Origin of the sequence: Pantoea sp. AS142 (genome assembly GCF_037152305.1) — a bacterium.
Classification (GTDB): Bacteria; Pseudomonadota; Gammaproteobacteria; order Enterobacterales; family Enterobacteriaceae; genus Pantoea.
In genome coordinates this window covers 1-26,870 of sequence record NZ_JBBCMO010000005.1, presented here as the reverse complement: position 1 = coordinate 26,870, position 26,870 = coordinate 1, and the positions used below count along the sequence as shown (strand labels likewise).

General features: G+C 54.6%; 38 protein-coding genes and 1 pseudogene. 5 read left to right on the top strand and 34 right to left on the bottom strand.

Annotation, left to right across the window (positions count from 1 at the left end):
• Nucleotides 1–8 precede the first annotated feature (8 nt).
• The 7 genes from WFO64_RS11060 to WFO64_RS11030 all read right to left on the bottom strand — a co-directional run bounded on the left by WFO64_RS11060 (nt 9) and on the right by WFO64_RS11030 (nt 5,589).
• The gene (locus WFO64_RS11060) at nt 9–1,178 is read right to left on the bottom strand and encodes a phage tail sheath protein (RefSeq protein WP_336748605.1); all 1,170 of its coding nucleotides are present in this window, start codon (nt 1,176–1,178) and stop codon (nt 9–11) included.
• Nucleotides 1,179–1,296: 118 nt separating this feature from the next.
• On the bottom strand, nt 1,297–1,896 hold the full coding sequence (locus tag WFO64_RS11055; RefSeq protein ID WP_061063401.1) for a tail fiber assembly protein: 600 nt from the start codon (nt 1,894–1,896) through the stop codon (nt 1,297–1,299).
• Entirely contained in the window at nt 1,896–3,152 is a 1,257-nt protein-coding gene (locus WFO64_RS11050) for a phage tail-collar fiber domain-containing protein (RefSeq protein ID WP_337011616.1), read from the bottom strand. Before WFO64_RS11050 ends, WFO64_RS11055 begins: the two co-directional genes overlap by 1 nt.
• Nucleotides 3,149–3,760: a phage tail protein I gene (locus WFO64_RS11045; protein ID WP_337011614.1), complete on the bottom strand. Its 612-nt coding sequence runs from the start codon at nt 3,758–3,760 to the stop codon at nt 3,149–3,151. Before WFO64_RS11045 ends, WFO64_RS11050 begins: the two co-directional genes overlap by 4 nt.
• The gene (locus tag WFO64_RS11040) at nt 3,757–4,671 is read right to left on the bottom strand and encodes a baseplate J/gp47 family protein (protein ID WP_337011612.1); all 915 of its coding nucleotides are present in this window, start codon (nt 4,669–4,671) and stop codon (nt 3,757–3,759) included. The genes WFO64_RS11045 and WFO64_RS11040 overlap by 4 nt, the downstream gene beginning before the upstream one ends.
• Nucleotides 4,658–5,014, bottom strand: coding sequence for a GPW/gp25 family protein (locus WFO64_RS11035; RefSeq protein WP_313611540.1), 357 nt, complete (start codon nt 5,012–5,014; stop codon nt 4,658–4,660). The genes WFO64_RS11040 and WFO64_RS11035 overlap by 14 nt, the downstream gene beginning before the upstream one ends.
• Nucleotides 5,011–5,589 (bottom strand): phage baseplate assembly protein V, encoded by a 579-nt coding sequence (locus WFO64_RS11030; RefSeq protein ID WP_337011609.1) that lies wholly within the window; start codon nt 5,587–5,589, stop codon nt 5,011–5,013. The genes WFO64_RS11035 and WFO64_RS11030 overlap by 4 nt, the downstream gene beginning before the upstream one ends.
• 97 nt (nt 5,590–5,686) lie before the next feature.
• Between WFO64_RS11030 and WFO64_RS11025 the strand changes: the two genes are divergently transcribed.
• Entirely contained in the window at nt 5,687–6,391 is a 705-nt protein-coding gene (locus WFO64_RS11025; RefSeq protein ID WP_123809969.1) for a DUF6216 family protein, read from the top strand.
• On the opposite strand, the gene WFO64_RS11020 is transcribed toward WFO64_RS11025, so the two are convergent.
• From WFO64_RS11020 to WFO64_RS10965, 12 genes are all read right to left on the bottom strand, one after another.
• Nucleotides 6,379–6,834, bottom strand: a complete 456-nt coding sequence (locus WFO64_RS11020; protein WP_337011602.1) for a phage virion morphogenesis protein — start codon at nt 6,832–6,834, stop codon at nt 6,379–6,381. The genes WFO64_RS11025 and WFO64_RS11020 overlap by 13 nt on opposite strands.
• On the bottom strand, nt 6,827–7,258 hold the full coding sequence (locus WFO64_RS11015) for a phage tail protein (RefSeq protein WP_337011600.1): 432 nt from the start codon (nt 7,256–7,258) through the stop codon (nt 6,827–6,829). Before WFO64_RS11015 ends, WFO64_RS11020 begins: the two co-directional genes overlap by 8 nt.
• Nucleotides 7,221–7,460 carry an Rz1-like lysis system protein LysC gene (gene lysC, locus WFO64_RS11010; protein WP_337011598.1) on the bottom strand — a complete coding sequence of 80 codons (240 nt, stop codon included), beginning with the start codon at nt 7,458–7,460 and terminating at the stop codon, nt 7,221–7,223. Before lysC ends, WFO64_RS11015 begins: the two co-directional genes overlap by 38 nt.
• A complete protein-coding gene (gene lysB, locus WFO64_RS11005; RefSeq protein ID WP_337011596.1) occupies nt 7,354–7,782 on the bottom strand; it encodes an Rz-like lysis system protein LysB in 429 nt (142 codons plus the stop codon). Before lysB ends, lysC begins: the two co-directional genes overlap by 107 nt.
• A complete protein-coding gene (locus WFO64_RS11000) occupies nt 7,779–8,150 on the bottom strand; it encodes a DNZ54_00345 family protein (RefSeq protein WP_337011594.1) in 372 nt (123 codons plus the stop codon). The genes lysB and WFO64_RS11000 overlap by 4 nt, the downstream gene beginning before the upstream one ends.
• Nucleotide 8,151: 1 nt before the next feature.
• On the bottom strand, nt 8,152–8,661 hold the full coding sequence (locus WFO64_RS10995; RefSeq protein ID WP_337011592.1) for a lysozyme: 510 nt from the start codon (nt 8,659–8,661) through the stop codon (nt 8,152–8,154).
• On the bottom strand, nt 8,642–8,854 hold the full coding sequence (locus tag WFO64_RS10990) for an HP1 family phage holin (protein ID WP_442956147.1): 213 nt from the start codon (nt 8,852–8,854) through the stop codon (nt 8,642–8,644). The genes WFO64_RS10995 and WFO64_RS10990 overlap by 20 nt, the downstream gene beginning before the upstream one ends.
• Nucleotides 8,855–8,857: 3 nt before the next feature.
• Nucleotides 8,858–9,061 (bottom strand): tail protein X, encoded by a 204-nt coding sequence (locus tag WFO64_RS10985; protein ID WP_033786650.1) that lies wholly within the window; start codon nt 9,059–9,061, stop codon nt 8,858–8,860.
• Nucleotides 9,061–9,525, bottom strand: coding sequence for a head completion/stabilization protein (locus tag WFO64_RS10980; RefSeq protein WP_337011590.1), 465 nt, complete (start codon nt 9,523–9,525; stop codon nt 9,061–9,063). Before WFO64_RS10980 ends, WFO64_RS10985 begins: the two co-directional genes overlap by 1 nt.
• A gap of 99 nt (nt 9,526–9,624) precedes the next feature.
• Complete coding sequence (locus WFO64_RS10975) at nt 9,625–10,275, bottom strand: phage terminase small subunit (RefSeq protein WP_313611550.1); 651 nt, start codon at nt 10,273–10,275, stop codon at nt 9,625–9,627.
• A gap of 3 nt (nt 10,276–10,278) precedes the next feature.
• A complete protein-coding gene (locus WFO64_RS10970) occupies nt 10,279–11,343 on the bottom strand; it encodes a phage major capsid protein, P2 family (RefSeq protein WP_337011585.1) in 1,065 nt (354 codons plus the stop codon).
• 16 nt (nt 11,344–11,359) lie between these two features.
• Nucleotides 11,360–12,214 (bottom strand): GPO family capsid scaffolding protein, encoded by an 855-nt coding sequence (locus tag WFO64_RS10965; RefSeq protein ID WP_337011583.1) that lies wholly within the window; start codon nt 12,212–12,214, stop codon nt 11,360–11,362.
• Between the two features lie 143 nt (nt 12,215–12,357).
• Between WFO64_RS10965 and WFO64_RS10960 the strand changes: the two genes are divergently transcribed.
• Both WFO64_RS10960 and WFO64_RS10955 read left to right on the top strand, forming a co-directional pair.
• Nucleotides 12,358–14,127, top strand: a complete 1,770-nt coding sequence (locus WFO64_RS10960) for a terminase ATPase subunit family protein (protein WP_337011581.1) — start codon at nt 12,358–12,360, stop codon at nt 14,125–14,127.
• Complete coding sequence (locus tag WFO64_RS10955; protein ID WP_337011579.1) at nt 14,128–15,177, top strand: phage portal protein; 1,050 nt, start codon at nt 14,128–14,130, stop codon at nt 15,175–15,177.
• 20 nt (nt 15,178–15,197) lie between these two features.
• On the opposite strand, the gene WFO64_RS10950 is transcribed toward WFO64_RS10955, so the two are convergent.
• The 14 genes from WFO64_RS10950 to WFO64_RS10885 all read right to left on the bottom strand — a co-directional run bounded on the left by WFO64_RS10950 (nt 15,198) and on the right by WFO64_RS10885 (nt 24,416).
• Nucleotides 15,198–15,497, bottom strand: a complete 300-nt coding sequence (locus WFO64_RS10950) for a DUF1493 family protein (RefSeq protein WP_337011577.1) — start codon at nt 15,495–15,497, stop codon at nt 15,198–15,200.
• A complete protein-coding gene (locus WFO64_RS10945; RefSeq protein WP_337011575.1) occupies nt 15,491–15,955 on the bottom strand; it encodes an STM2901 family protein in 465 nt (154 codons plus the stop codon). The genes WFO64_RS10950 and WFO64_RS10945 overlap by 7 nt, the downstream gene beginning before the upstream one ends.
• 436 nt (nt 15,956–16,391) lie before the next feature.
• Nucleotides 16,392–17,684 carry a DUF6575 domain-containing protein gene (locus WFO64_RS10940; protein WP_337011573.1) on the bottom strand — a complete coding sequence of 431 codons (1,293 nt, stop codon included), beginning with the start codon at nt 17,682–17,684 and terminating at the stop codon, nt 16,392–16,394.
• Nucleotides 17,681–18,121, bottom strand: a complete 441-nt coding sequence (locus tag WFO64_RS10935; protein WP_337011571.1) for a hypothetical protein — start codon at nt 18,119–18,121, stop codon at nt 17,681–17,683. The genes WFO64_RS10940 and WFO64_RS10935 overlap by 4 nt, the downstream gene beginning before the upstream one ends.
• A gap of 389 nt (nt 18,122–18,510) precedes the next feature.
• Nucleotides 18,511–18,699, bottom strand: a complete 189-nt coding sequence (locus WFO64_RS10930) for a hypothetical protein (protein ID WP_337011569.1) — start codon at nt 18,697–18,699, stop codon at nt 18,511–18,513.
• Nucleotides 18,700–18,867: 168 nt separating this feature from the next.
• Nucleotides 18,868–21,237, bottom strand: a complete 2,370-nt coding sequence (locus tag WFO64_RS10925) for a replication endonuclease (protein ID WP_337011567.1) — start codon at nt 21,235–21,237, stop codon at nt 18,868–18,870.
• Nucleotides 21,237–22,040, bottom strand: coding sequence for a DNA adenine methylase (locus tag WFO64_RS10920; protein ID WP_337011565.1), 804 nt, complete (start codon nt 22,038–22,040; stop codon nt 21,237–21,239). Before WFO64_RS10920 ends, WFO64_RS10925 begins: the two co-directional genes overlap by 1 nt.
• Nucleotides 22,033–22,620, bottom strand: coding sequence for a 3'-5' exonuclease (locus WFO64_RS10915; protein WP_337011563.1), 588 nt, complete (start codon nt 22,618–22,620; stop codon nt 22,033–22,035). The genes WFO64_RS10920 and WFO64_RS10915 overlap by 8 nt, the downstream gene beginning before the upstream one ends.
• On the bottom strand, nt 22,621–22,845 hold the full coding sequence (locus WFO64_RS10910) for a TraR/DksA C4-type zinc finger protein (RefSeq protein ID WP_337011561.1): 225 nt from the start codon (nt 22,843–22,845) through the stop codon (nt 22,621–22,623). It abuts the gene before it with no gap.
• Complete coding sequence (locus WFO64_RS10905; protein ID WP_337011558.1) at nt 22,845–23,072, bottom strand: DUF2732 family protein; 228 nt, start codon at nt 23,070–23,072, stop codon at nt 22,845–22,847. The genes WFO64_RS10910 and WFO64_RS10905 overlap by 1 nt, the downstream gene beginning before the upstream one ends.
• Before the next feature lie 69 nt (nt 23,073–23,141).
• Complete coding sequence (locus tag WFO64_RS10900; RefSeq protein WP_337011556.1) at nt 23,142–23,480, bottom strand: DUF5347 family protein; 339 nt, start codon at nt 23,478–23,480, stop codon at nt 23,142–23,144.
• Entirely contained in the window at nt 23,444–23,632 is a 189-nt protein-coding gene (locus WFO64_RS10895) for a phage filamentation protein Fil family protein (RefSeq protein WP_074399313.1), read from the bottom strand. Before WFO64_RS10895 ends, WFO64_RS10900 begins: the two co-directional genes overlap by 37 nt.
• A 3-nt stretch (nt 23,633–23,635) precedes the next feature.
• Nucleotides 23,636–24,145: a phage regulatory CII family protein gene (locus WFO64_RS10890; protein ID WP_337011553.1), complete on the bottom strand. Its 510-nt coding sequence runs from the start codon at nt 24,143–24,145 to the stop codon at nt 23,636–23,638.
• A gap of 34 nt (nt 24,146–24,179) precedes the next feature.
• A complete protein-coding gene (locus WFO64_RS10885; protein ID WP_337011551.1) occupies nt 24,180–24,416 on the bottom strand; it encodes a regulator in 237 nt (78 codons plus the stop codon).
• 90 nt (nt 24,417–24,506) lie between these two features.
• On the opposite strand from WFO64_RS10885, the gene WFO64_RS10880 reads away from it, so the two are divergent.
• Both WFO64_RS10880 and WFO64_RS10875 read left to right on the top strand, forming a co-directional pair.
• Entirely contained in the window at nt 24,507–25,118 is a 612-nt protein-coding gene (locus WFO64_RS10880) for a phage repressor protein CI (protein WP_337011549.1), read from the top strand.
• Between the two features lie 5 nt (nt 25,119–25,123).
• Complete coding sequence (locus WFO64_RS10875; protein ID WP_337011547.1) at nt 25,124–26,137, top strand: phage integrase; 1,014 nt, start codon at nt 25,124–25,126, stop codon at nt 26,135–26,137.
• Nucleotides 26,138–26,775: 638 nt separating this feature from the next.
• On the opposite strand, the pseudogene WFO64_RS10870 reads toward WFO64_RS10875, so the two are convergent.
• Nucleotides 26,776–26,870 (bottom strand): annotated as a pseudogene (locus tag WFO64_RS10870) (integrase); the annotation flags it as partial.

The window sequence follows — 26,870 nt, the reverse complement described above, 5'->3', positions numbered from 1 at the left end:
CCGTCTCCTTATGCGCTGACGCGGCTGCTGAAATCGACCAGATACTGGTCGGTGATGCGCTGACGCAGCAGCAGGTTTTCCAGCGGCGGCACCGGCGTGTAGTCGTAATCGATCAGCAGCTTGCCCGCCTTGAGCGTGTCCTTGTCGTTCACGCTCTCGTCCAGCCAGCAGTCCGCGCCAATCAGATAGCCCTGATTCACCAGGCTGCGCAGCTTCGCGCGGATGCTCTCGATGATGTCGCGGGCCAGCGACGGGTTCAGCGCACCGTCAACACTCCACATCTGCGCTTCTGCCATCGTGTCCATCAGCACCTGCGCGGTGCGGGTGTAACACTCAAACTGAAACAGCGCGTCATCACTGAGGCAGCGGGAACCCCAGAAGCGGAAGCCGTCTTTACGGATTAGCGTGGTGACGTCGTTCTGGTTCAGCAGGCCCGCATCGGTGGCCGGATCCTGCAGGTCCCAGAAAACGTCTTTTGAAATGCCGGTGACGCCGTTCACGCCGACGTTTGACAGGGACTTATGCCAGCCGGTCTGCTCGTCGATTTTTGCACGCAGCCCCAGCGCGCGCGCGGTGGCGTAGGCCGTCGCGTCCGCCTTCAGCACGGTGTCAAAGCTGATAAAGTCAGGCCAGATCAGCATCCCTTCGCGCTGGCTGAAGTTGGCACGGTAGGCAATCGCCTCTTCAACGCTCTTGCAGCCGTACGCTGACAGGTAGGCAAAGCCGCGCAGGCTCTGCGCCACGCTCAGCAGCTCGGTGGCAACGGCTTTGGTGTCGTGACCCGGCACGCCCAGAATGCGGGGCTTTACGCCGCACACGGACTGCGCGGCCAGCAGCGCCTTCATGCCGGTGCGCTGGCCGTCGGTCACGCCGCCGATAATGTTGGCGGTGGTTTCCGCTTCGGTCTGGCCCTGTGGAACGCGCACAACGACGGTGACGGGTTTTGACTGGTCCGCGATGGCGTCCAGTGAACGGGCCAGCGTACCGGATTCCCCGGCCTTGCCGCTGGCGGTGAGTACGTCGGTTAACAGCACCGGGCGGTTAAGCGGGAAGGTGGCCGCGTCGGCGTCGTCGCCGGTGCAGACCAGCCCGACAATCGCGGTGCTGACGGTGGTGATGGTTCGGGTGCCCTCGTTGATTTCCTCAACGCGCACGCCGTGGTGATAATCCTGTGCCATGTGGCGGTTCTCCTGTGAAGGGGTTCCGCTATGGTGAAAGGTCGCGGGCGCGGGTGCATCCTGATGGCGTTGTGTGGAAAATCACACAATGAAAAAAGGCCCGTAGCGGGCCTGATGGTTACTGCGGTTTTGCGGGCCAGCTTATATCCGGCGCGCCTGACACGTCGGTGGCCTGCACAGCCTGCACGTACTTCATCCAGGCGGTAAGCGTGGCCTTATCCGCATCGGTGATGATGCCTAACAGCAGCTGCGTCTGCCATGCCTGGGTGATGCCGTTTGCCTCGCTCACGCGCGCCGCTTTTTCGCTGGCCGCCGCGTCAAGCCGCGACTGCTGCTGTGCATCGCTGTCGGTCACCCACTTTTCACCGCCCCATTTATCAAAAGCCGTTGCGGGCTTCTGCGGGGTGGTGCCGCCGGGATAGTCGCCCGGCAGCGTGACGGTCACGGCTTCGCCGGTTTCGGTGCTGTAGACCGTTTCCCCGCGATGGTCGGCCACCTGCTGCCAGCCCCCGTCACGGAATACGCAGACTTTCCCCGGCACGTCTGCGGGCGGAGCCATACCGGTTGAATGCGCGGGGATGCCGACGCCCTTTGCCAGAAACTCCTGGCAGCTGCCGGTAAACAGACCCGTTTCAGGGGCAAAGCTGTACACGGTCAGGCTGCCTGACGCCTGCGCCAGTCCGTCACCATCCAGCGTTACGTTTATTTCTTCGGTCATTATGCGGCCCTCACAATGTAGTTAAACGCCACGTTGCGCGGGCGACTGTCACCCGCAGTCACGTTAATCGTCTTATAAACCGAAGACGGCTCGTCATTAAATGTCTCACCGGCTAACGTGAAGAAATCCATGACGGGTGTTCCGTTCTCATTTGCCAGAACTTTGATAGGATTCGAACTTGCAATAAAACTGCCTGCTGACGCTGCCTGAATGGAAAGTAAACTGCGCCCGCTGTCCACACCCCGCCCGTCGTCCCAGCCGCGGATAAATTCCCCCCGCAGGTCCGGCAGCACCAGAGAGGGAAAGGCTTTAGCCAGCTTCGGGTAGGTGGCCGCTGCAAACGCTGCACCGTTACACTTAAGCCAGCCAGTGGGCGGGGTTGCTGCAGGCCACGGCACCGGCACGCCGACCGGCAGCGCCGAACCGTCACCCAGCCCCAGATTTTTCAGGAAAGCAGACACGTCGGCGATGTCTGAACCGTTTTTCGCTATATCCATTTTCCCGGCCAGCTTATTAAGGACTGTGGCGGAAAAGTTAGCATCCCCGCCCAGCGCGTCGGCCAGCTCCTTCAGCGTATCAAGCGCAGCGGGCGCACCGCCTGCCAGCGCGGCCAGCGCCGCCTGCACAAATTCAGTGGTTGCCAGCTGGGTGGAGTTGTTACCCGCCGCTGCCGTGGGCGCTTTCGGTGTACCGGTCAGCACCGGGCTGGCTTTCGGCGCGTACTGAGTATGGGGATCAGCGGCCTTCTGATGTTCGGCCAGCAGGCCGTCAGCGTACTGGCGTACCTCAACCACCCGCTCGTCCGTATACTGCCGCGTTGCCAGCACCACGGACGGGTCCACCTTCAGCGTCACGGCGTCGGTGCTGCTCACGATGATGATCATGCGCAGCCGCTGTGTGCGCCCGCTTCCCTCCTGCAGCTGCGGCTTGTAGGTTTCGGCGGTGTTGCACACGGCAATCAGCGTGCCGTCACCGTCAAACAGCCCCATTTCCCGGATCCAGAATCCGCCCTCGGTTTCCGGGATGACCTGCTCTGCAATAATCTGGCTGCTGTTGGCCGCGTCCACCGTCAGCGAATTAAGCGCGGCGCGGCGCACCTCGTTAACCAGCTTCGTCTGGCTGGCGTTCGGCGTCGGCAGCGTGCCGCCGCCGTCGCCCACGGCCATGTGCGTGATATTCAGTTTTGTGCCGAGCGACACGGCGTTGGCAATCTTTGCCGCGCCGGTGCTGGTCACGATGGCATAAAATTTTGTCATGGTCCCACTTCCATCAGGTCGATAACGTGAACCGCCGCGCCCGTGTAGCTCTGGCCGCCGACGGAGATAATGTCCGGGGTGTAGGGGTAGACGGTGAGATCGTCGCCGTCATAGCTGCCCGCGCCGGTAAATAACGTCCCGCCACTCTGCAGGTTGATGGACATCCCCAGCAGGTGACGGCTGCACGGTTTCGCGTCGCTTATCAGCCGCTCCAGTTCCGTGTAGGTTTCTTCCGTAATGCCCTGGTCCTGCACGCCAATGTCCAGGCGGAACGTGCCGGGCGGCTCATTGTTGTTCCACCACTCAATAACCCGGATCAGGAAGCCGAACGGCTCCACCACGCGGCGGATGGCGCTGATGGTGCCTTTGTGCTGATGAATGTAAAACGCATCGCTCACCACCTGCCGCTTGACGCTCTCCGCCCAGCTTTCGTCCCAGCGGTCCACCGAAAACGCCCAGGCCAGATAAGGCAGGAAGCCCGCCGGGCAGGTGGCCGGATTCCACAGATCGCGCAGCGGCACGCTCAGCCCGGAAATGCCGCTGCAGGCTTCTGCCAGGCGGCGCTCCAGCGCAGACGAACCGGGCGGCATCAGGCTGCTGTTGCTCATGTCACCCCCTGATCGCCCGCCACGGAAATGTCCGTGCCGGTGCAGTAGCCCGCCTGCGTGCGGTCCATGATGATGTCCTGCGCCGGTTCGGTGATTTCCACCCAGTCCACACCGGCCACGCGCATCACCGCCCCGCAGGACTCACGCCGCACGCTGCGCCCCAGCTTTTTCTGCTCGGTCAGGTAAGCAGCCAGATTCGCGTTTGCCGCCTCAAGGCAGGGACCGGCGGCCACGCCGTCGAACAGGTGCAGCCTGGCCTTCACGCTGTAGCTGCGGATAGCTGCTCCCTGAACCGTCACGCGGTCAGCCACCGGGCGCACGCTGTCTGCGTTCAGCGCGGTGTTCACTGTGGTCAGCAAGTCCGCTGCCGCCGTGCCGTCGCCTTCGCGGCTCAGGACGGTGATCAGCACCGTCGCCGGTGACGGGCTGATGGCGGACACGTCCTGCACCCGGCCATCGGCGCTTTTTGCGTGAAACTCATACGCACCCGTCGGCCCGGCCACGCTCAGCCCCTCAAACGCCTCCGGCACGCGCACGCGCAGCGCGTCGTCCGATTCCATTACCGCATCCACCGGCGGCACCGCGTCCGGGTCAGCAGGGGTCACGGTCAGGCGCTGCACGTTACTGCGGGCGGCCAGCTGGTCCAGATCGCTGCCGATGGCGTAAGCCACCATGACCGCCTGTGCTGCCTCGTTAATGCGCTGGCGCAGCAGGATTTCCCTGTAGACGTTCTCCTGCAGGCTTTTAACCACCGGCTCAGACTCCAGCGCCAGCACGCGGCGCATGGCGGCCTGTTCATCCGCCGGATAAAGCGCAATCAGCGCCTCTTTGCGCTCTGCCAGCAGCGATTCAAAGTCCGGCACCTCAATAATCTGCGGCGCGGGCAGCTGGGAAAGATCAATTACCGCCACTGTTTACCCCCGTTGAAACCGTCATAGAAAGCGGTGAGCCGTCGGCGCGCTGACCGCTAAGATCAACCTGCATAGAGCCGTCCGCATTGCGCGTGATGTTTACCGACGCCAGCCGGATGCGTGGCTCCCAGCGGCTCAGTGCGGTATAGGTGGCGGCCATTACCTGCAGTTCGGTGGCGTCGTTCTGCGGCCAGTCAATCATCGCGGACAACATCGAACCATAACCACGCCGGGCAATGCGGCTGCCTTCCGGGGTGATCAGGATGTCGCGCACGCTCTGCCGGATGTGTTCGATGTCGGTAATGGCTTCGCCGGTGTCGCGGTTCATGCCGAGATACATCATTGCGGGCCTCCTGACATATCGCTGCCTTTCTTCACCCCGTCATGTAAGTGCTTATCAGCAATTACGCCGTTAGAACTCATTGAACCGCCACCGTGAATCACATCACCGTTCATCGTGGTGTCACTGTTAATTCGGGTCTGGCTGGCCTCTATCCCCAGCGCGTCGGTGATCAGCTGAATACCGTCTGCTGCTTCAATGCGCACGCTTTTGATATTCTTTATCAGCAGCTGGCCGGTTTGCGGCTCGTACTGAAACCAGCCGCCGTCCTTGAACACGGTAGTGGTGCCGTCTTCTGAATAGTCGGGCGGCGGAAAGGCTTCGGAATAAATGGCGGGCAGCGCAAAGGCGGTTTCAAGATTACCGCCCAGGCTCAGCAGCACCACCTGTTCCCCGACGGTGGGCTTCCACCATGTGCGGGTGTTACCGGCGCGCAGGGTGAGCCAGTTAATCCAGTTGGTTTCGAGGTCGCCCGTTTTCACCCGGCACAGCCAGTTCACCGGATCCACTTCGGACACGGTGCCGGTGCGGATCAGGTTGGTGATAAGGCGCATAATTTCGGTGAGTTGTGTGTTCATAAACATAAAGCTAATCTAATAATTCCAGATATCCCATATCTCGCAGTTTGTGTGAGGGTTGACACAAGTAATATTTTTTCAATGGAGAACTTAGTCGATGGAAAACCAAACAAGTGTTAGTGCAATATTAAATGCTCCTTGGTTAATAGCTTTGTTACCTACGCTATTAACTATGGTGATAACTGTAATAAGGAAATTAAACTCACCACTGAAAGAAAATGCTAGTTATTTTAAGGATTGTGGCATTCCGCCGTTAATACTGAGAATGTCTCTTTCTCGCGCAAAACTAAAAGAATTTAAGCCTTATGATAAAGTTACATATGCGTTCACTTTAATTCTTGGTCTGACTGTTTTTTCAGGGGCTGGCTGGGTCACGTATTTAGTGAGTGAGACTTACCATGAATCCCCAAAAGGATGGGCGTTATTAAAATTAACCTCAACTAATGAGGATTTTCTCATCTCCTTAAATAAGGCATCTTCTCCTGACAGAAAAAGCTGGACAATCACACCTGAAACCTGCAGGTCAAAAACTTATGATAACATTGCTTCAGAATTTAAAATATCGACAGAGCTTGTTTATAAGTTATGTACAGCAACCACTTTCAAGAGTGAAGAAGAAGAAATTAAAGAATGGATTGTCAAGGTGCATTATGGTGCATTTAAATTAGTCATATTTTTCGCCCCGATATTGTTTCTAATGTATTGGTTTGCAATAGCGTTGTTTTTGGACGCCGCTTTAAAGTTATCAATTGATAAATATAACCAGCAGCAGGCAGAACGCGCAAAGTTTTACCTTACTTGACCTGCAAGCCACTGTAAAAGCGTTTCTCGTACCGAAATTTCAACATTATTATTGACGCCCAGCAATGGGCGTTCCGCATATTTCACCACCGGGCCGCGACGGCTTACCCGGTCCCGCAGGCCGAAGTGATGGACGCGCGCCAGCTTCTGCACCCCCGGAACAAAGGCAACCTCAGCGGCGTCCGCGCCTGCCTGCGCCTTCAGGTACTTTGCCGTTTTCAGCTTCGCAAACATGCCGCGACGGATGCGCCCCTTTTTGCTGCGGGCGCTGATGCGGCGCGGCTCCCATGCGGTGCCGTCCGGGGAACGCTGTGCGGTGATGTTTCCCTGCTGAATGCGGCGCACGTCGCGCGCCACCTCGCGCAGCATCTTTTTCCGGGCGGCAGGCTCCAGCTGTGAGAGCAGCGCCGCCAGCCAGGCGTCCACTTCATGCAGTTCAGCCACGTTTCACCGTCCAGACTTCCTCCGGCGCGTCCGGCTCGGACACCGCCTCAATGCTGATTTTCCCGTCTACCGCCGTTGCCACCACGCGCTCGGTCAGCTTCAGATCCATGCTGATGTCGCAGCGGTCATTCCCCAGAATATCGACCTCAAACGAAAACAGCCTTTCGCGCGCCTCGCTGTTCTGCAGCGCGTCGGGCTGGTTTTCCCGCAGCCACAAAAGTACCGGGGCCATCAGCAGGTTCTGGTCGCCGGTAAAGTCGGTGATCACGACGTTCAGGGTGTAGCGATACTCCCACGACAGGGACGCGGCGGACGTGGCGACCAGCTGGCCGCTGTCCACGAACAGGTGCAGGCGGTCCGGGTTGTCGGCCACATACTGAACGGACTTATTCAGGGCGCTGCGTAAGGACTGCGGCTTGTTCATCGTCTTTTTCCTGACAGCTGATGATGGTGTCTACCTTATCCGCGCACGCCGCCCAGGCGGCCTCGGTTTCGTCCAGCAGGGCCAGAAGGTCGCCGTTAGTGCGCGGCGCTGCCGGGTCCAGCTGGCAGCGGGTGATTTTCGGACAGCCACTTACGGTAAGATTCACCTCCTGCGAGGGCCGGTCGCTGGCGCAGCCGGACAACAGGATCAGGCAAAGCAGTATCACTCCAGCGGCGCAGGTCTTCATTTTCACGTTTCAGTTCCTCAATTTTTCGCTGCCGTTCGCGCAGCAACTGGCCGTTGCGTTCGGCGGCGGCGTAAAGCTGCGTCTGCGCCTGGCTGCTGTTCTGCGTCAGGATGTTCAGGGCAATCAGCTGGCTGTTTTTCTGGCTCAGTTTTTTGCTCTGTCCCTCAATCGTGGTCTGCTGCGCATCAATCCTGCCGTGGGCGCTGCTCAGCCGGTAAGACTGCACCCCGGCAATAAGCAGCAGGATCAGCACAATGACTGCCAGTGCACGCGTCATGCCGCCGCCCGTTCAAGTTCGGACCTGATCATTCGGCGGTAAAAAACTGCATGAATACCGGCAAATGCCGCCAGCTTCCAGCCCGTGTCCCACATCACCACCGCAATAAATACGCGGTGATACCACCTGAGCGGCACGCGGTCAGCCAGCTGCGCAAACCGCAGCAGCCACGCAAACACCCGCTTACGTTCGCCGCCGGTCAGGGCGCAGGCGTACAGGCCGGAAAACCCGATAACGGCCCAGGCGAAGAAGTCAGCCCACAGCAGGGCCGCCAGCGGATAGCCCGCAAAGCTGCCGTGACTGATGCTGACCAGCGTCAGCAGGACGGTGAGTAACGCCGTAAACCACCATTTTTTAACCATCTGCATTTCAGACTCCTTTAAGGCACCAGGCCAGTTCACGTCCGCGCCGGTTATCCAGCCCCTGATTGAATTCGCCTTTCACGTACACCCAGCGCGGCAGCTGGTAACACGCCTCGCGCCACTGGCCCTTTTTCAGCAGCGCCACCATGGTGGAGCCGCATACGTTGCCGGTTCCCACGTTGAATGCCAGCGACACCAGCGCGTCATAAACCTGCTGCGGCATGGAAACCGCCACGCAGCGCGCCAGTGCCGCCTCGGTGCGTAACACGTTGGTGATGAAATTCCCCGCCGCCTGCCGTTCCGTGATGGACTTACCCGGCACCACACCGGACGTGTTGCCGATCCCGTCGGTCCACTTTCCCGCGCTGCACTGGTACGGCTGCAGGCGGCAGCCCTCATAGTCGGCAATCAGCCGCAGCCCCTCCACGGAGGTGTGCAGCTGCTGAAAGCCTGGCATCGTGGCGGCCAGTGCCAGCACCACACCCACGGCGCAGCGTTTAACGGTCTGCAGATTCATATTCCCCCCGCGTAATGCGCCCGCTTGCCAGCAGCTGATAGGTTTTGTGTTTGTAGTACCAGCTGATAAGCGCCATCAGCAGGCCGATTAATACACCGGCCACGGTGGACACGTCTTTCAGGTCCATGCCGCCCAGCCACGCCATCACCACCGCAATGCACCAGGTTAAAAAGGTGCTGATTTTTTCCCACATGATTCAGTCCCAAAGCTGGACGGCCTGCACGGTGGCCGTCGCTGTCACGTCCGGCAACTCCACCTCCAGCCCGTGCGGTAAGAGGGGGCCGTGCTCCGCCAGCCCCGGATTTGCCTGCAGCACCTGCTCCGTCATGCCCTGCGTGCGCCCGTAGTGACGCCAGCAGAGTGCGTCCACCGTGTCATACTGCTGCGCACGTACTTTCATCAGATAAGCTCCATGGTGCAGTGCGGCATGTCCTGCACGCGGCTGACGGCCCAGCGCGCATCGCGCCAGAGATTGCCGCTGGCATCACTCAGTTCTTCGCCGCGCTTAACCGCTGTCGCGGTGGCGTCAAAGTCCTGATAACGCTCGTTCAGCACCGCGCGGGTCCAGCACCACACCGCATTTTCATAGTGATGCAGCCGCACGCTCACACCGGCCAGCTTCTCAGCCGGAACGTCAGCCAGGCTGTTACGCCCGGCCAGCTCCTGCCGCTCACGCCACGGATAAAGCTCCGCGTTAACCTCCGCCATGGCGGTCAGCACCACCTGACGCAGACGCTCCGGCGTTACGGTGCCGTCAACGCGCATCACGCTGCGGAACTTCGCCAGATCAACGTCCGGCCAGAATGAGTTGTTGGGGATAATGTCCGGCGCTGCCGTCGCCTTCTGTGGCGCGATAAATTCCATTGCTCTGTTACTCCTGAATAGGTGGGCGGTGGACGGGGTTTTGATGCGGCGCTGCCTGTCGCCACCCCGTGCCGCCCCGCGCGTGGGCACGTCCGGTTATCAGCTGGCGTTACGGATTTTCCGCTCCAGCTGCTCTATGTCTTTTTTCACACCGCAGCGTTCATCAAGCTGCATGGCCTGCTGCAGATGGTTCAGCGCAGAAACGGGCTGGCTTTCACGCAGCACCCAGCCGATGGACTTATGCAGGCGCGCACGCGACTGATCGGGCATATCCCGATCGCCAATCGCATCAAGCGTCTGCAGCAGCAGTGCGGAGTCGAAGGTATTTTTTGCCTGAAGGGCATTTTTTGCGGCGTCGGCCATTTCTTCGGCCAGCAGCGTCTGCACGTTGCGGTTAAAGCCCTGCGGCATTCCCCAGCCGTGCCTGAGCGCATGGCGGCCAATCATGAGCGCACCGGCATAGTCACCGGCGTCAATGCGCCAGAGCATCACGTACATCAGTACGTCGTCCTGCTGCGCGCCATCAGCGGCCAGCACACCGTCCACCCAGGCAACGTATTTCGGCAGGACTTCCACCTTGATTTCCGCCTTCTTCACGGTGGACTGAATGCCCTTGAGGCGGCGGCGGTCTTCATTCAGCTGCATGAGCATCAGCTCATAGCCGCTGGCGTGGCGAACACTGCCGCCCTGACGGGCGGCCTGTTCAGCCTGGACGCGCTGACGGTGCTGCCGTGCGGGACTCAGGCTCATGGATTAACCCTCTGCACCGGCTGACTGCGCAGCAGCAGCGGCGGCCACGATTTCGATATTCTCGATCAGCGCCGCGCAGCGGTAATCCTCCACCACGTACGCCTCGTTGACCGACTCAAAGTTTTCGATGCGGTCACGCTTCGGATTATCAATCAGCGAACGGCGGCGGGAATCTTCCTGCCAGTAGATGGACAGGTTATCCAGACGGGTGATCAGTACGGCGTTTGCCGGGAAGTACGGCGCGCGCACCGCCTGCAGGCCGCCCATGCGTTTCTGGCTGATAATCAGGTCAGCGGCCAGCTTTTCGGTGTTGGCCTGATCGCTGTTGACCAGCGGGAAATACTTGTCAGACAGCAGCTCACGTCCGCAGATCACCACCAGTTCGTCGTCGTCCTGGAAGATGGGATCGATAAGCTCGTTCACCGCATCCATCACCAGCGCGTCCAGGTTGGCATAGGCTCCGCCCTTGCCGACCTTCACCGGCGCGGCGGTAGTTGCGCCTTCTTTGGTGGTGCTGCCCATGACGTTATCCGGCGCATCTTCGCGGACCTTCTGCAGCCAGCCTTTATTCACGTCCTGCAGCAGCGGGTTTTTAACGCGGTCAGAGGTCTTTTCACGCTTCACGCCGTTGAAGCCGATCATGATGCGGTCCAGCGCCTGACGTTTCACGATGGCGTCGCGGATGCGGGTCTGGAAGTCCTGAAACTTCGCCCACAGGTCCAGCTTCGCGTAGGTGATGGCCGTATCGAAGTTGGTCTGCTCGCACTTGTAGCTGATGTCCGACATATCCGTCGGGTCCGTCGGCTCACGCTCTTTGGAACCGGTATCGGTGGTGCCTGCGATGGTGCTGCCGACGCCGAGTCCCAGCAGCTGACCTGACTGATCGGTTACGCCGATCACGTTAATCAGGGTCAGAAAGGCAGTGGACTGCTGGATGGTATCTTCCAGCGTCTGCGCCACGGACGGCTCCACGCTGAACTTGCCGTGCAGCTCTTCCTGCTCAACTTTGTAAACGCGCGCCAGCTGCACCAGAAAGGCGTTGAAGGCAAAACGGGTATTCTTTTTCATGGGGTTTACTGCTCCTTTAGCAGTTGGTCAGGTGTCCGGCTGGCGCGTTGCCACCCGGCGTGCGCTGGCGGAAATCTTTGCGGCCGTCTTCGCGCTCCAGCTGCTCTTTCAGCTCACTGAAATCAGCTTTCTGAGCGTCAAACTCAAGGACGCGCGTCTGCAGGTCCGCTTCCAGCCTGCTCAGGCGTTCGGTCTGCTCCTGCAGCGCCTTGTCGGTGCGGGAGCCGTACTGCTGCTGTTCGCTGGCAATCAGCTCAACCGCCTGATGCACGTCGCTGAAGCGGGCGGCATCGGTCTGCTGCTGCTTTGCAAACATGGCTTTGATACGGGTAAACAGGGCGGGCTTTTCCTCCGGCACGTCTTCCAGCTCGATCACCGTTTCGGTCGCGGCGCTGAACAGGTTTTCCGGGTGCTGCTTGCGGTTTGCCAGCGGGTTCTGCTCCGCTCTGGCACTGAAGGCCAGCATTTCGGTGCCGAGGCTTGCCGGGTCGTCAGTGACGGCCAGACCAACCAGATAAGGTGCGTCGGTATCGGCAAACTTCAGGCTGATTTCCATCGACGTGAACAGCTTCTGCATTTTGCCGGTCATATCGATCAGATCATCCGACGGGGAAATCGTGGCAAAAAGCCCCAGCTTGCCTTTCAGCATTCCGTCTTTGATTTCTTCCGTGTCCAGCGCATCAACGACACCGAACCGGCGGAACGGACTGTCCGGCGTGTAGCCCTTGATGTGTTCCATGTTGATGACGGCGGTATAAACAGCCGGATCGTAATTTGCCGCCATCTGCTCAAGCCAGCTGCGCTCGATGGTGCGCCCATCCGTGGTGGCACCTTCCACCCCGATACGGAAACGCTTTGCTTTCTTTGCCATTGTCCAGGCTCCGTTGTGATAAATCGCTCTGAGGCCCTATGTTTGCGGCGAGGGGGGTAGTGAAACAACGCGCGGACGTTGTGCGGCTTACCACACAATGAGGGGCAGCAGAAAAGGCGGCGACGGGGCCGTATTTTGGCTGCATGAACATGACACCCGCCCCCGAAGACCTCGATCCCCGCAGGCAGGCTTTGCTGCTGTACTTTCAGGGATACCGCATCGCCCGCATTGCTGAAATGCTGGGAGAGAAACCCGCAACCGTTCACAGCTGGAAAAAGCGCGACAGGTGGGGCGACTATGGCCCGCTGGATCAGATGCAGCTGACCACCGCCGCACGCTACTGCCAGCTGGTTATGAAGGAGACGAAGGAAGGAAAGGACTATAAAGAAATCGACCTGCTGGCCCGGCAGTCAGAGCGCCACGCCCGGATCGGGAAATTCAATAACGGCGGCAATGAAGCCGACCTGAACCCCAACGTGGAAAACCGCAACAAAGGCCCGCGGGCAGCACCGATTAAAAACCTGTTTACCGACGAACAGATTGAGAAACTGCAGGAAATCTTCCACAGCTCGATGTTCGGGTATCAGCGCCAGTGGTGGGAAGCCGGTAATAAGCACCGCATCCGCAACGTGCTTAAATCCCGCCAGATTGGTGCGACGTTTTACTTTGCCCGCGAGGCGCTGATCGATGCGCTGACCACCGGGCGCAACCAGATTTTTCTGTCGGCCAGCAAGGCGCAGGCGCACGTCTTTAAGCAGTACATCATCGAATTCGCCAAAGAGGCGGACGTTGAACTTAAGGGCGACCCGATGACGCTGAGTAACGGCGCGTGCCTGTACTTTTTAGGCACCAACGCCCGCACCGCACAGAGCTATCACGGCAATCTTTACCTGGATGAATATTTCTGGATCCCGAAGTTTCAGGAACTGCGCAAGGTGGCGTCCGGCATGGCGCTGCATAAGAAGTGGCGGCAGACCTATTTCTCCACGCCGTCCAGCCTGACGCACAGCGCCTATCCGTTCTGGTCCGGCGCGCTCTTTAACCGGGGCCGCGCGAAGGCGGACCGCGTAGACATCGACCTGACGCACCCGAACCTGTCGCCGGGCCGCTTCTGCGATGACGGCCAGTTCCGCCAGATTGTCACCGTTGAGGATGCGGTGCGCGGCGGCTGTAACCTGTTTGACCTCGACCAGCTGCGCCTGGAATACAGCCCGCCGGAATACCAGAACCTGCTGATGTGTGAATTCGTGGATGACCTCGCGTCCGTATTCCCGTTGCAGCTGCTGCAGAAATGCATGGTGGACAGCTGGGAAGTGTGGAAAGACGATTTCGAAGCACTGGCGCTGCGTCCGTTCGGCTGGCGTGAAGTCTGGATCGGGTACGACCCGGCGAAGGGCACGCAGAACGGCGACAGCGCCGGGTGCGTGGTCATGGCTCCGCCCGCCGTGCCGGGCGGTAAGTTCCGCATCCTTGAGCGGCATCAGTGGCGCGGGATGGACTTCCGGGCGCAGGCTGAGTCCATTAAAAAACTGACGCAGCAGTATAACGTGACCTATATCGGCATCGACTCCACCGGCGTTGGCCTGGGGGTTTATGAAAACGTAAAAGCGTTTTTCCCGGCGGTGAAAGAGTTCGTCTACAACCCGACCGTGAAAAACGCCCTGGTGCTTAAGGCGTTCGACATCATCAGCGGCGGGCGGCTTGAGTTCGACGCCGGACACCTCGACATCGCGCAGTCATTTATGGCAATCCGCCGCGCCACCACGGCCAGCGGCAACCGCCCGACCTACGAAGCCAGCCGCAGCGAAGAAGCCAGCCACGCGGACTTAGCCTGGGCGGCCATGCACGCGCTGGCAAACGAACCGCTGCAGGGTGAATCCGCCCACACACGCAACATCATGGAGATTTTTTAAATGAGCAAACGCAGGAACCCCACGCGCACGCAGCCCGTGCAGGAGCAGATGACCGGCGGCCCGGCGGCGGAAGCATTCACCTTTGGCGACCCGATCCCGGTACTGGACCGCCGCGAACTGCTGGACTACGTGGAATGCGTTGTGCTGGACAGGTGGTATGAGCCTCCGGTGAGTTTTGACGGGCTGGCGCGCACGTTCCGCGCCGCCGTGCATCACAGCTCACCGCTGAACGTGAAGCGCAACATCCTGACCAGCACGTTTATCCCGCACCGGCTGCTCAGCGGTCAGGCGTTCAGCCGCTTTATCCAGGACTATCTGGTATTCGGCAACGCCTATCTTGAAAAGCGAACTAACCGCCTGGGCGGCGTGATTGCACTTGAGCCGTCGCTGGCGAAATTCACCCGGCGCGGCACTGACCTGGACACCTACTGGTTTGCGCAGTACGGCCTGACCACGCAGCCCTACCAGTTCACGCCGGGCAGCGTTTTTCACCTGATGGAGCCGGACCTTAATCAGGAGATTTACGGCCTGCCGGAATACCTGTCCGCTATCCCGTCAACGCTGCTGAATGAGTCGGCTACGCTGTTCCGCCGCAAGTATTACCTCAACGGCAGCCACGCCGGTTTCATCATGTACATGACCGACGCCGCGCAGAATCAGGAGGATGTGGACAACATCCGCAAAGCGATGAAGAGCGCGAAGGGTCCGGGAAACTTCCGTAACCTGTTTATGTATTCACCCAACGGGAAGAAAGACGGGATTCAGATCATCCCGCTGTCAGAGGTGGCGGCTAAAGATGAGTTCCTGAACATCAAGAACGTGAGCCGCGATGACATGATGGCAGCGCACCGCGTGCCACCGCAGATGATGGGGATCATTCCGAACAACACGGGCGGTTTCGGTGACGTTGAAAAGGCCAGCCGCGTGTTCGTACGCAATGAACTGATGCCGCTGCAAAAACGATTTGAGGAACTGAACAGCTGGCTGGGCGAAGAGGTGATCCGCTTCGCACCCTACAGTCTCGACTTAAATAGCAACGATTCTGAGTGAGGTTAAGCGCCTAAGGGCGCTTATTTTTTACCTAACCATTTCCCGGCTATTGCAGAATCAATCAGTAGCTGAATAGTAAGTGGTTCCGGCGCATCACCATAATCGGGAAAATAATAAGTGAAGTTAATATCGGAGGGTTCAATATCGAATTTTTCAGCGAATTGCTCCATCAGATCATAAGCATCCAGTGGGTCCATGCGAAAATCTTTATTGAGATCGGTATCATGGCGCAGCTTAAAACGGCGTAAAGTAAATAAACTTCGACCATTATATGATTCAACAAGATCGAAAACAGCCTGCTCAATATCCGCAGTTACCATATCTTATCCTCTTTACTTACGATCCTGTTGTACTGAACCATAGCCTGGTAACTAATTTGGGCTACATCAGTGGCTAGTACGACCCATCCGACCACAGGGATAGTACGTCCGGCAAAAGTCGCCAGTCGTTGCGTCATTAGCTGCTTTATCCTGAATGGGTTGCCGGGTTTAGGGGAATGAATCCATGTCGGCAACTTGAAAGGTAACATTATTTCTTTGAGCAACTTCCGGGAATATATCGATGCATAGCTTGTACCTTTGGTTGCTCCCCCAAGTTTACCTTTGACTGCAATTTGATTGCTGCCAGCATAGATTGCAGCTCCAGCGATGACATCTTTCGCTCCGGTAAAGTGCTCTGCAGTCACATCAACCATAATCCAGAAGAACAATTCTCCTGCACTCAGATTGGTCAGCCCGCCATAGAAATACGTTCCGTTTAACTGCTCTGTCGTGTCCATCCCAATTCCCTGCGCTGAGATCCTGACCTAACCATAAACCCATCTCTGTCACATTACCACCCGCCAGACCGCCCCAGCGGCATTCTGCGAGGTGCTATCTTTTTACCCCTCCAGACTCAGCCACACATCAGCGACGCGCCAGCGGCCCGGAAATTGCGGCCCTTTCTGACCACCTGGCACCTGCAGCGCGCGCTCGTAGCCCCGCCACGCCTGCCCGCTTCATGCAGTGATTTTCATGCAGCTGCATGACATAAGCAAAAGCCCGCCATTACTGGCGGGCCGGGGCATAAACGATCCTTCAGGGATCATGCAGATTCATGCAGCATAGACATGCACTCACATGAAAAGCTGTAATCTCAGAGCGGACTGATGTACCGGGAAGTCATATGCTTCGCTTTATTGCTTTGATCCTATCTATGTCTCTAACTTTCTTCCATCATTGCTCTTGGTAAGATGGTTTTAGTGCCTCTACCCATTTTCTTAATGTAGAGGCTCTTCTTTGCATGGTTTTAACACTCAATGATAAACATTTATCGAGTAAGAAAGCCTCTGCTGTACTGGGATCAAGCTCTGAAAGGTTCTTGGCCTGACTCCAAGTGATCCAAGCCCAGCCGCAATGGCTAGATTCAAAACTACGTGCTGCAATTCTTAACCGTTTATCATGGTCTGATTCAGCAACCTGCTGCCCCAGAGCAGAAACAGAGCCATTACTATTAATAAACCCTAATATTTTAGCAGCATGAATATAGTATAAAATATGCCTATCATCCAAGCCTGTGCTAATTAAATTAAGATGCTTATCTTGCCATTTTAATTCAACTATTTTGAAAACCTGATCAATTAAATTAGCTTGAGGCACTTGATAGCCGCCTACCACCTGTGCAGACATTTTTGCTAATACGCCATTGTAAAACTCTGCGTCATTTTTTCTTACTACCAAAACCAATTCGTCTGTGGTGTTACTTTTAAGTTCAAAACTTGAGCTTGTTTCAATTATATTTTCAAAAAGTGCAGAAAGCACCTGAACATCGATCTTAGTTCTTTTAATGAAACTAACGATATCTCCCCGAGATATTATCAATTCATTCAAGCTCTTAAGCAGTGGTTCAACCTGATGCATCTTATCTGCCTGAAAAGACAAAACAAATGAACCAGGGCGTCCAGATACAGGCCGCATTATATCCTTTTCATCTAAAGAATTCATAATTGATGAATAAAGATCATTAAAACATTCAAATAGCTTTGAAACACCTTTTAATACTAGCGGTTCTTTAGATGAGGCAGTTTTCTCAACATGGATCTCATGTGTTGAAAACTCAATACTCGAACCTAGCTTGCCAGTTGGCAACATCGGTATTACAGAGCTAATATACAAACCCACTTTCGGAAACTTTATTGAACTTTTGAAATCATCAGCATTTAATCTGTTAAAAACATGCTTTTGGCTATCATCATATGGTATATTTAGCTGGAAGCAAAAACTTTGCTCCTGATACATAAGCAAACTATTGATGTCTATTCTTTTACGTTCGAGGTGTTCTAAGCGTCCTTTTGAAATGGGCAGTACTATCCACTTATCGAAATCTTCTTCATCACCAATCCAATAGACAACAAACAAACCATCCACTTCATTAGTTACAGAAAACAGTTTAGGCCCTTCAAAAAACTCATACACGTTTTTTATGTAAAGTGTGCCTAAAAGAGTATCTGCAAGAAAAATGTTACTCATTTCACTAGCCCTCTGATGCAAGAGAACTTTTGATGAATCTCAGCATCTGTACTAAGCCAAATAGTGTAATGAGTAGAATCAGGAGCTCCTGTCTTCATCATCGCACCGTCAGCAGTATCAAGCGTTCCTTTCGCTATGAAACGTTCACCTACCCCTTCGGGAAATTTGTCGAATGCATTAATCAGCGATTGTTCTTCTGTATACATTGAGACCCCATAACAACACTTCAAGAGAAGACCTTTGAAACGGCTCATTCTTTTGGGGTTTTCATCATGCATGTTAAGGAAACAATCTTTTCCCGGAGGTTTAGCTCTAGTTAAGCGATAAAACTCCCCGGATGCTTCTTTTGCCTCTTTTGGTGGAACGCCAGAAGGAAAGTAACCGGGAAAAGAAACTTGCGCAGGCTGTGAAGCTGCAGGCTGTGAATTTTTTGACATTTTTTGGAACCTATTAACTTATAAAAAACTGCCAAAATAAGAAAAGGTTAACGCTCAATCCTTGGCATCTCTATGAATATAACAAATGTAAAATAAATTTCTTATATCCATATGAAATAACAAGAAAGATATTTTTGTATAAAACACACCAAGCACTACATATGGTTAAAACATCATGGATGTGTTCTATATATAGTCATCGCCTTATCTTTTCACCTGCTACAGCTAATCCAGTTATCCTGCTGCTCCTTATAGTTTCTTTATAGAATCTAATGCCTTCTCAGCTTTACTCTGACAACAACATTTACGCATACAACCACATAAGTTCTTGCTTTTATTGAATTTTTATCTTTTCACATCTTAGCCTGAACAATCTCCCGATGCTCTTACTATTTTGAAACTTCCATGGAACGGGCGTATTCGTGATTTCTAACCTTGCGCATCAGCTCGTCAGTAAGCTCAGAAACCCACTGAATCGCTAACCGTTTTTCTTCCTCTGAACAATCGCTTGCAGCGACAAGTTTTATAAAAAAATCAATACGCTGCAACTTCATTGACTCTAAAAAAAAATCCTGCATATTCCCTCCGCACAATCAACAACTGGTTATACATACAGTATATTATCAGTTTTCAAATGTGAAATTATTTTTTACGATCAATAGGCCGTTTTCTGATTTTTTGCCGAAACATGTGCTTTGTCTAGCCCTTGATTTTTATCCATTTACACCACCTGGATGCGATTAAGGCTAGATCCATCGACTCCATTTATCATCCTCCTGCAGCCGTCCATTACTGTAAAAAATGCGCATGCCTGCCCCGGAATCAAGGCTACCCCCGGACAGAAGCAGGTTTATTTCCCTTTCTTCCCCGGTAAATCCCCTCACCCGCAGTTCTGCAACCAGAAACGCCCGCTGATTGTCGTCAATTTCCTGCTTATAACCCTGCTTCTGGCGCGGTTTCACCACCCGCAGACGCGCCAGCAGATCCCGGCGCTGCTTTCTGGTCATGTTCTCGAAATCAGCCGGACCATAAATAGCAACTTCGCCCGGCTCTGCAGGTTCAACTGATACAGGATTGCCCCCTGAAATGTTCAGTTTTTCATCAGGGGGACAGTTATTGCCACGAGTCCAAGGGGCGCTAGCGCCCTGGTCGGCTGTCGCCTCCTGAACGTCAACGGCCTTACGAACCATTTTCCATTTCGTTGCGTGCGTGCAGATGCGGCCTGCCACTAATGGGGACCAGATGCCATAAATGCGGGTGCCGTGGTCGCCGTAAGGGGTTGGCTCGTCGTTAAGCTCGTAGGCAGTTCTTACGATGTGATGCTTGCGCGGAACCAGTACGCCGCCCTGTTTCGTAATGTAGGTGGCAAAGCAGCCCGCATCTGCAGCGGCCAGCACCGCATCCAGCTGCGCATTTTCAAGCACCGGCGCACCGGCTTTTTTATCGCTCTGATTCCTTAACGCCTGACGGGCAAGCACGCGCAGCTCCCGGTAAGCCTGGCGGCCCGGAATGCCAAAGAAACGAAACTGCTGAACACGGTGAAGTGACGCCCACGCGCCCACGTTCTCCGTGTTATCACGCAGTGATTTTCCGGTTTCTGCACTGATTTCATCAGACAGGCCACGGCCATCAATATTTTTACTGACGTATTTAGCGATGTAGCTGGTCGGCGTTCCCTCGCGCGGATCGATAAGCACCGCTTTAAATCGCGGCTCTGTATTGCCGCCAAGCTCTTCGCGGGCTTCCCGAATGGCGAACTTTTTTAGCAGAGCCGTGACTGAACGGCGCTCTTTTTTGCGCATAAAGCACAACAGGTGCCAGTGTACGGTGCCGTCGTGATGTGGCTCAGCAACCCGCACGCCATACCAGCGCATACCGGTTTTGTGCATGGCTTTGCGGAAGGCGGCAAACGTATCGACCAGATAATCACTGCTCTGGCGAACCGTTGCCGTGGTCCATTTAGGATTGGGCCTGCCGTTGTTAAGCGTTGCGTGAAAACGTGACGGGCAGGTGATGGTGTAAAACACGGCGCAGTCGCCGCGCATTTCCGCGATAAGCTCCAACCCCTTAACACAGGCCATCATTTCTAGGCGGCGGTTAGCGGGATTGCTGTTGCTGGCATTTACAACATCTTCCATATCCAGCGTATCGCCTTCATCGCTGACCAGCTCATGTGAGCGGAAGAACTCCAGAGACTTCCGGCGCTGCTCCCGCTTATGGATCACCGCTTCAAAGCTGACGTAGGGGGACGCTTTCTTGTTGACCAGGCAGACAGCACGCAGCTGCTCTTCACGCCATTCACAACGCAGTTGCCATAACTTGCGATACCACCAGTCCGCGCAGAGCATACGGGCCAGCGATGGCGGAATCAGATCATAAGGCACAGGCTTGCGGCGGCGCTTTTTGCGGCGCAGCTGCTCAAAGGCCGGGGGGATAATGTCCAGGCGCATCGCTTCCGCTGCAACAGCCTCCCATGCCTGGCGGACCTGCTCCGGCGTCACGTCGTCACTGACGAACAGGTGGCCGCTGGCTTTATCAAGGCACATGCTCATGTGCGCTGCTACCAGCGTTGATAAACGCTTGACCTGATTCTGGCTCATTTCTGGCAACGCCAGCAGGCCGTCCAGCCCGTCGTGACCGGCCATAAAACGGAAAGAGGCTGAAATCTGGCTTTCCCGCACGCGGGCCAGCCTCTCAAGGCAGGGGCGGATGGTTTCGCGCAGGTAGCGGGAATAAGCCTGCGGCCTGCCGAGATTGTGGAAAAACTTAACGCGCTCCATGAGTGGCTTGCTGATGTGCGAAGGCTGGGCGCTGACATCGGCCACGATAATCAGATCGGGATTGTGTTGCTGCTGTTCGCGGGCCATCTTTGCCCGGCTGATAATTCTGTCCTGCACAATTTCGCGCTGGACAGGATCGCGGGACTCATTGAAAAAGTAGCGGTCCCAGACCTGATCGCTCACTGCCTCACGGCGCAGCTGCTCCTGCTCGTTATCCGTAGCATAGAGAGCGATTAGGTTTGAAAGCGCGGAAACCGGCGCAACTTCCGCCGGGTCCATTTTTGGATTTATTGCCGCTTTAGGGGCATTCCACGGATATGCATAAGCCTGAGTCATTACACCGCCAGACTCATGTGACGCACTGCGATGATTTCGGATGCGCGCTTGCCTTCACCGGCAGCCACGCCAACAGAGCGGGAAGCGCTGATTTTTGTTAGTTCAAATTCGCGGAATATACTGCGGGTAAACAGGTTATCGCTGTTTGAAACGATGACCGGGTTAAGCTCAGAGATACCCAACAGGATGCAGGCCAGCGAGTGCTGATCATCGTCGCTGAATCCATCGGTGTGATAAGCGGTGAATGTGCCGTGATAAGGCGGATCGCAGTAAACGACATCACCAGCACGGACCATGCTCAGTGTTTCGCTATAGCCCTGACATTCAAACGTCGCGCGTTGAGCCTTTGCGGCAAACGCCTCAATTTCGGCCAGCGGGAAATATGGCTCTTTATAATTGCCGTATGGGATATTGAATTCACCGCGCTTGTTATAGCGGCAAAGTCCACGGTAGCCATGGCGGTTCAGGTAGAGGAATTGCGCGGCGCGCTCCAGCAGTGGCAGCGCTGCGTTGAAGTTGAATTCTTCGCGGACCTGCTTATAACTCTCTTCCGTTTTATTCTGATGAAAGAGCGATGCCGCCAGCACGATAAACGGGCGCGTATGCTCTTTAACCTGTCGATACAGGTTAATCAGATCGGGATTTACGTCGGCCACCAGATAAGCCGGGTAATCCGTATTCATCATGACCGCACAGGAACCGGCAAACGGCTCAACCAGACGATCACCGGCGGGCAGATGCTTAATCAGCTCAGGCATCAGGCCGGACTTGCTGCCGGCCCATTTCAGGATGGTTTTATTCATTGCCGCCACCCCGCGCCATCTTTTCAATAATTCCCAGCGTCATCAGGCAGTCTGACATGGCGCGGTGCGCGCTCCCGAGGCGGTTCACCCCTTCGTACTTTCCGGCATCTTCCAGCCTGTGCCACTTCGCACTGCGTCCGTCCCGGCCCGGCTTGTCGCGGTAGTCGGCATACAGCAGCATGGCGCACTCGTGCCAGCAGACAAGCGGCGTGAACAATCGGGCGTTGCTGCCAAAGGTCTGCTCACTGGTTTGACGCAGCAGGCGGGAATCAAAATCCGCGTTGTAAGCGAGGAACTTTTTATCACCGATGACGCTTGCCAGTTTCCCCATCACCTCCGGCCAGCGCGGCGCGCCAGACACCATTTCATCAGTGATGCCGTGAATGGCGCTTGCTTCTGCCGGAATGGCAGAGCGTGGTCTGACAAAAGTGTTAAGCAGCACGCGACCAGCGCAGTTGATAGCGGCAATCTCAACGATTTCCGCCTCCGGGCCGAGGCCGGTTGTTTCGGTATCAATAATGACGCGGTTTTCACGCAGCCATATCGCAGCCTGCTGAGAGGCCAGCTTCTTACGTATCATTTACTCACCCTTCCTGTAATGCGCTGCCATGCGCTCGTTAATGTCCTGACAGGTGACGCAGAAGCACACGCCGGGAAGGATTTCCCGGCGCTTTTGCGGAATATCTGCCCCGCACGACTCACAGAAGAACGCCGACGGCAGCGGCTTACGCTGCGTGGCCCTGGTGATGTTGCGCGCCAGCTCTTCGGTGACGTGCTGCTGCACCCTGTCCATTGCGTCGGCCATTAGTGCAGCTCCTGCGCTAAGTTCTCGAAGCGTTCTGCCTCTTTGGCCAACAGCTCAATGATTTCCACAGCTGACATTTCTTTCTGCCTGGCATGAACTGCCAGCGCTACAAGGCGGATTGAAACGGACAGCGCATCATCAGAACGCTGCTCAGTTTTGGCCTTGCTCAGCAGGGCATTAAGCGCGTCGTCGTCAGCTTTAAAATTACGGTTCTGGATATTTCGCATTTATCTTTCTCCTGAATTCGGGCATAAGAATGCCCGGCGGGTTTACGCCATTTAATTTGTTCGGGTTAATTAATTAGGTAACGTCAGATTCTTTGGAAATAAACTCACGACTGCCTTTAAGTGATTCATCGCGCCAATCAGCGCCGTTACTTCGTCACTCGTCAGTTCACTGAAATCAACGCCGTGACGTTCTTTGCTAATATTTGCCAGGAAGTAAATTGCGCTCAGTGCGCGGCCATTCTGTTCAGCCTGGTGATCGCGCTTATTACGCATGTCTGCGATAAAGCGTTTCAGTTCGTGGCTGCAATCGCCGTACATCATGGTGCGAAGTGCAGAGATATGATTAAGCGCACTTGCGCGCTGACCCGCATTCATCTGAACAGTGATACTCTCAGCTTTGTAACCCATGATTCTTTCCTCTTACCGGTTAACTCTGCCAGCAGTTCGGCCTGTGAAATTGCCGGATGCCAGCGCCTGCCCTTATCTGCCGCAATCCAGCCGTGACCGTATGCGTGGGACGGGCTTTGCCGCTTCAGAAGCGGAGCCACTGAAAAAGCCATATCTCAGACCATCCCGATAGATGCACCGATACCGCTTAAAACATCAGCAGTACCTGACAGTGCAGGGTTAGAGTGAACGCGACTCTGAACAGCGAGAGCCGCCAGCATCATGCAGCGAATGCCGGTATTAGCTGCTTCAACAATCCCGCGACGGCATGAGGTGGTAATGCTTGCGTGATTTGCAGCACTGGCCGCAAGGGTTCCAACCTGGGCGGAAGCATTTAGAACATAAGCTGTAAACTTCTCTGAAGCGTGCTCATTTACTGGAACACAAGGCAAGCAGCTTAACTGAGCCAGCGCCCCATCAATCAGCGTTGCGTCTTCTGTCAAATCAGTCAGCAGTAGCATTTCTTCAACAGTCAGCTTGTGAACCTGATCCGGGTTCAGCTTGTTGCGCAGAGTCTGGACCTTCATTTCCGCTCGCTTAGCCAGCTCGTTCATGTTGTGAGTCAGCGCGAACTTGCGGCAAGCGTCTTCAAAATGAGTTTGGGTGGAAACACGAAAATCAAACATGCCAATTCCTTTTAGATGTCTCAATATGGTTTTATCAGGCCGACATTGAGATGTGATAATCAGACGCTGCCTCAACAATCAAAGCCAGCATGTTCACCTCAATAAGAGAATTCACGCCCTCTTTCTTCCTGATTGGCAGGCGGTTTTCTTGACACATCTTACGCGCGGTTCGCTTACAGATTCCGGTGCGGCGGCAGTATTCATCCAGAGAGATGAACGGCTCAGCAATTACGAAGTTGAGATTTGGTCGCATTGAAAAATCACTTTTCATGATGCAAGATTCCTTTTTGGTAGTTGGATGTCACTAAATGTCGCTATATGTCAAACACCACAAATGCGATGATAGGATCTCAAATAAAACATGTCAAACACTAATAAAACCCCAGAAGAGACAAACCAGCATCTTTACCCATCCCAAAGCGGCGGAAGAGAGGCAATCACCCGCCTAATGGAGGCGTATCAGTTCTCGACACGCCAAGCCTTATGCAACCACTTAGGCATCTCACAGAGCACAATGGCAAATCGCTGGATGCGCGACACTTTTCCACATGATTGGCTTATTGCATGTCACCTTGATACTGGCACTTCATTGCTGTGGCTCGCTACAGGACAGGGATCACCAGAAGCTCCTGCATCAACCAATACCGCCAATCAATTGAGATTAAAAAAGATCACAAATGGGTTTTTCGAGAGTGAGAGTTTTGTTTATTACGATTCCAAATTGATACCCCAAAGCATCTCTGAACCGTTTTTAGTTGAGATTGACAACGCGATTTACTTAGTTGAAGGGGCTAGAAATGAGATTACGGACGGAATGTGGTTGATAGATATTGATGGCTTAGTGAGCATTAAGAGGCTTTATCGCCTTCCTGGCAAAAAAATGCGTGTTGAAAATGGCCCCGCATCCTTTGACTGCTCACCTGATGACATTTCAGTTTTGGGTAAAGTCACATTTAAAACGGAGCAAGTCTAAAGCGCATGGCCGTAAGCAAATTACCTAATGGCAAATGGCAGGCACAAGTTTTTCCCAACGGACGAGATGGCAAGAGAATACGCCGCCAGTTTGCGACAAAAGGCGAAGCCTTATCTTTTGAAAAGCACATCAAAGATCAGGCTCAAGATAAGCCCTGGCTCGGTGAAAAAACCGATAAACGCACCGTATTCGACTTGGTTAATACATGGTACGGGGCACATGGCATAACCTTAACAGACGGCCAAAAGCGGAAAGACGCGATGGAGTTTGCCTGCAAAGCTATGGGAAATCCGCTTGCATCAGAATTCAATGCTCGTATTTTCTCCTCTTATCGTGAGCAACGCCTATCCGGGAAAATCACTCGATCATCTCGTGTGAAAACTGTGACACCGCGAACGGTCAATCTTGAACTGGCTTATTTTCGAGCAGTATTTAATGAGCTTAGACGGTTAGACGAATGGCAAGCACCTAACCCTTTAGATAACGTTCGAGAATATAAAATTGCTGAATCTGAAATGGCCTACCTTACAGACGAAGAGATTAGGGCATTACTGAGAGAATGCGAGGCAAGCACATCGAAAGATTTACTCACTGTAGTTAAGCTATGTCTAGCTACGGGCGCGCGCTGGGGAGAAGCTGAAACACTGAAGGGCAACCAAATCAGAGCAGGAAAAGTAATTTTCACGAAGACTAAAGGGAAGAAAAACAGAGCGATTCCGATAAGCGAAGCATTAATAGCAGAGCTACCAACAAGCAGAAAAGCAAAACCCCTTTTTAATTCATGCTATGCAGCCTTCCGTTCAGCACTCAAGAGGGCCGAAATCGAAACGCCAGCGGGTCAGTTAACACATGTACTACGCCACACTTTTGCCTCTCACTTTATGATGAACGGCGGAAATATTTTGGTGCTACAGCGCATTTTAGGTCATACCGATATTAAGGTGACAATGCGCTATTCTCACTTTGCACCTGATCATCTTTTTGAAGCTATCAACCTCAACCCCCTTGAGAGGCTGTGAGAGAAAATTGGCAGCAAAATGGCAGCAGAGGATGTCACTACTTGATACTATATGTCACTATATGCCACTCAACAATGCAATAAAATCAGTAACTTATTGATTTAATGAAAAACATTTTCGGACTCATAATCGCTTGGTCGCTGGTTCAAACCCAGCAGGGGCCACCAAATAAAACAAGGAGTTAGATGAGAAATCGTCTGACTCCTTTTTCTTTGGGCGCGAATCAGGTGATGTAGTGGGTGACGTAAGTGAATGGCTGGGTGACGTAAGTAGTGTGGGTTTAAATGTCTGGCTGGCCGGTTGCCAGAAACCTGATTTCCTTTTTCGAAAAGCCTGACAGCCATCCAGATTCAATCATTAAGACAGCCTTATCTGACCCCCCAGGATTGCAGTACAAAAACAAGCCATGAGTTTCGACGATTCCATTCAGCAATTGCGTAATGAGCAACTCGCGCGCCGGTCCGATACAGAACGCTTCATCAGTGTTAAGACTCTATTTGAACAGCTCAAACAGCGTTATCCAGATCAGAGCTACAACGCCCTGTGCCTTTTAGCGCTGAAAAAGTATCGACGTTCAGAGCATCAGCCTTCGCTGTATTGGTTTAGATATGAAAGCTGGTATTGTAAACAGACCCGTTTTAGTTCCACACACTTTTTGAGATTTCCGGTTTCTCAGCCATCAGCCGATATTCTTCCGGCGTCAGGTTATTCAGGGATTCATGAGGCCGCTCGC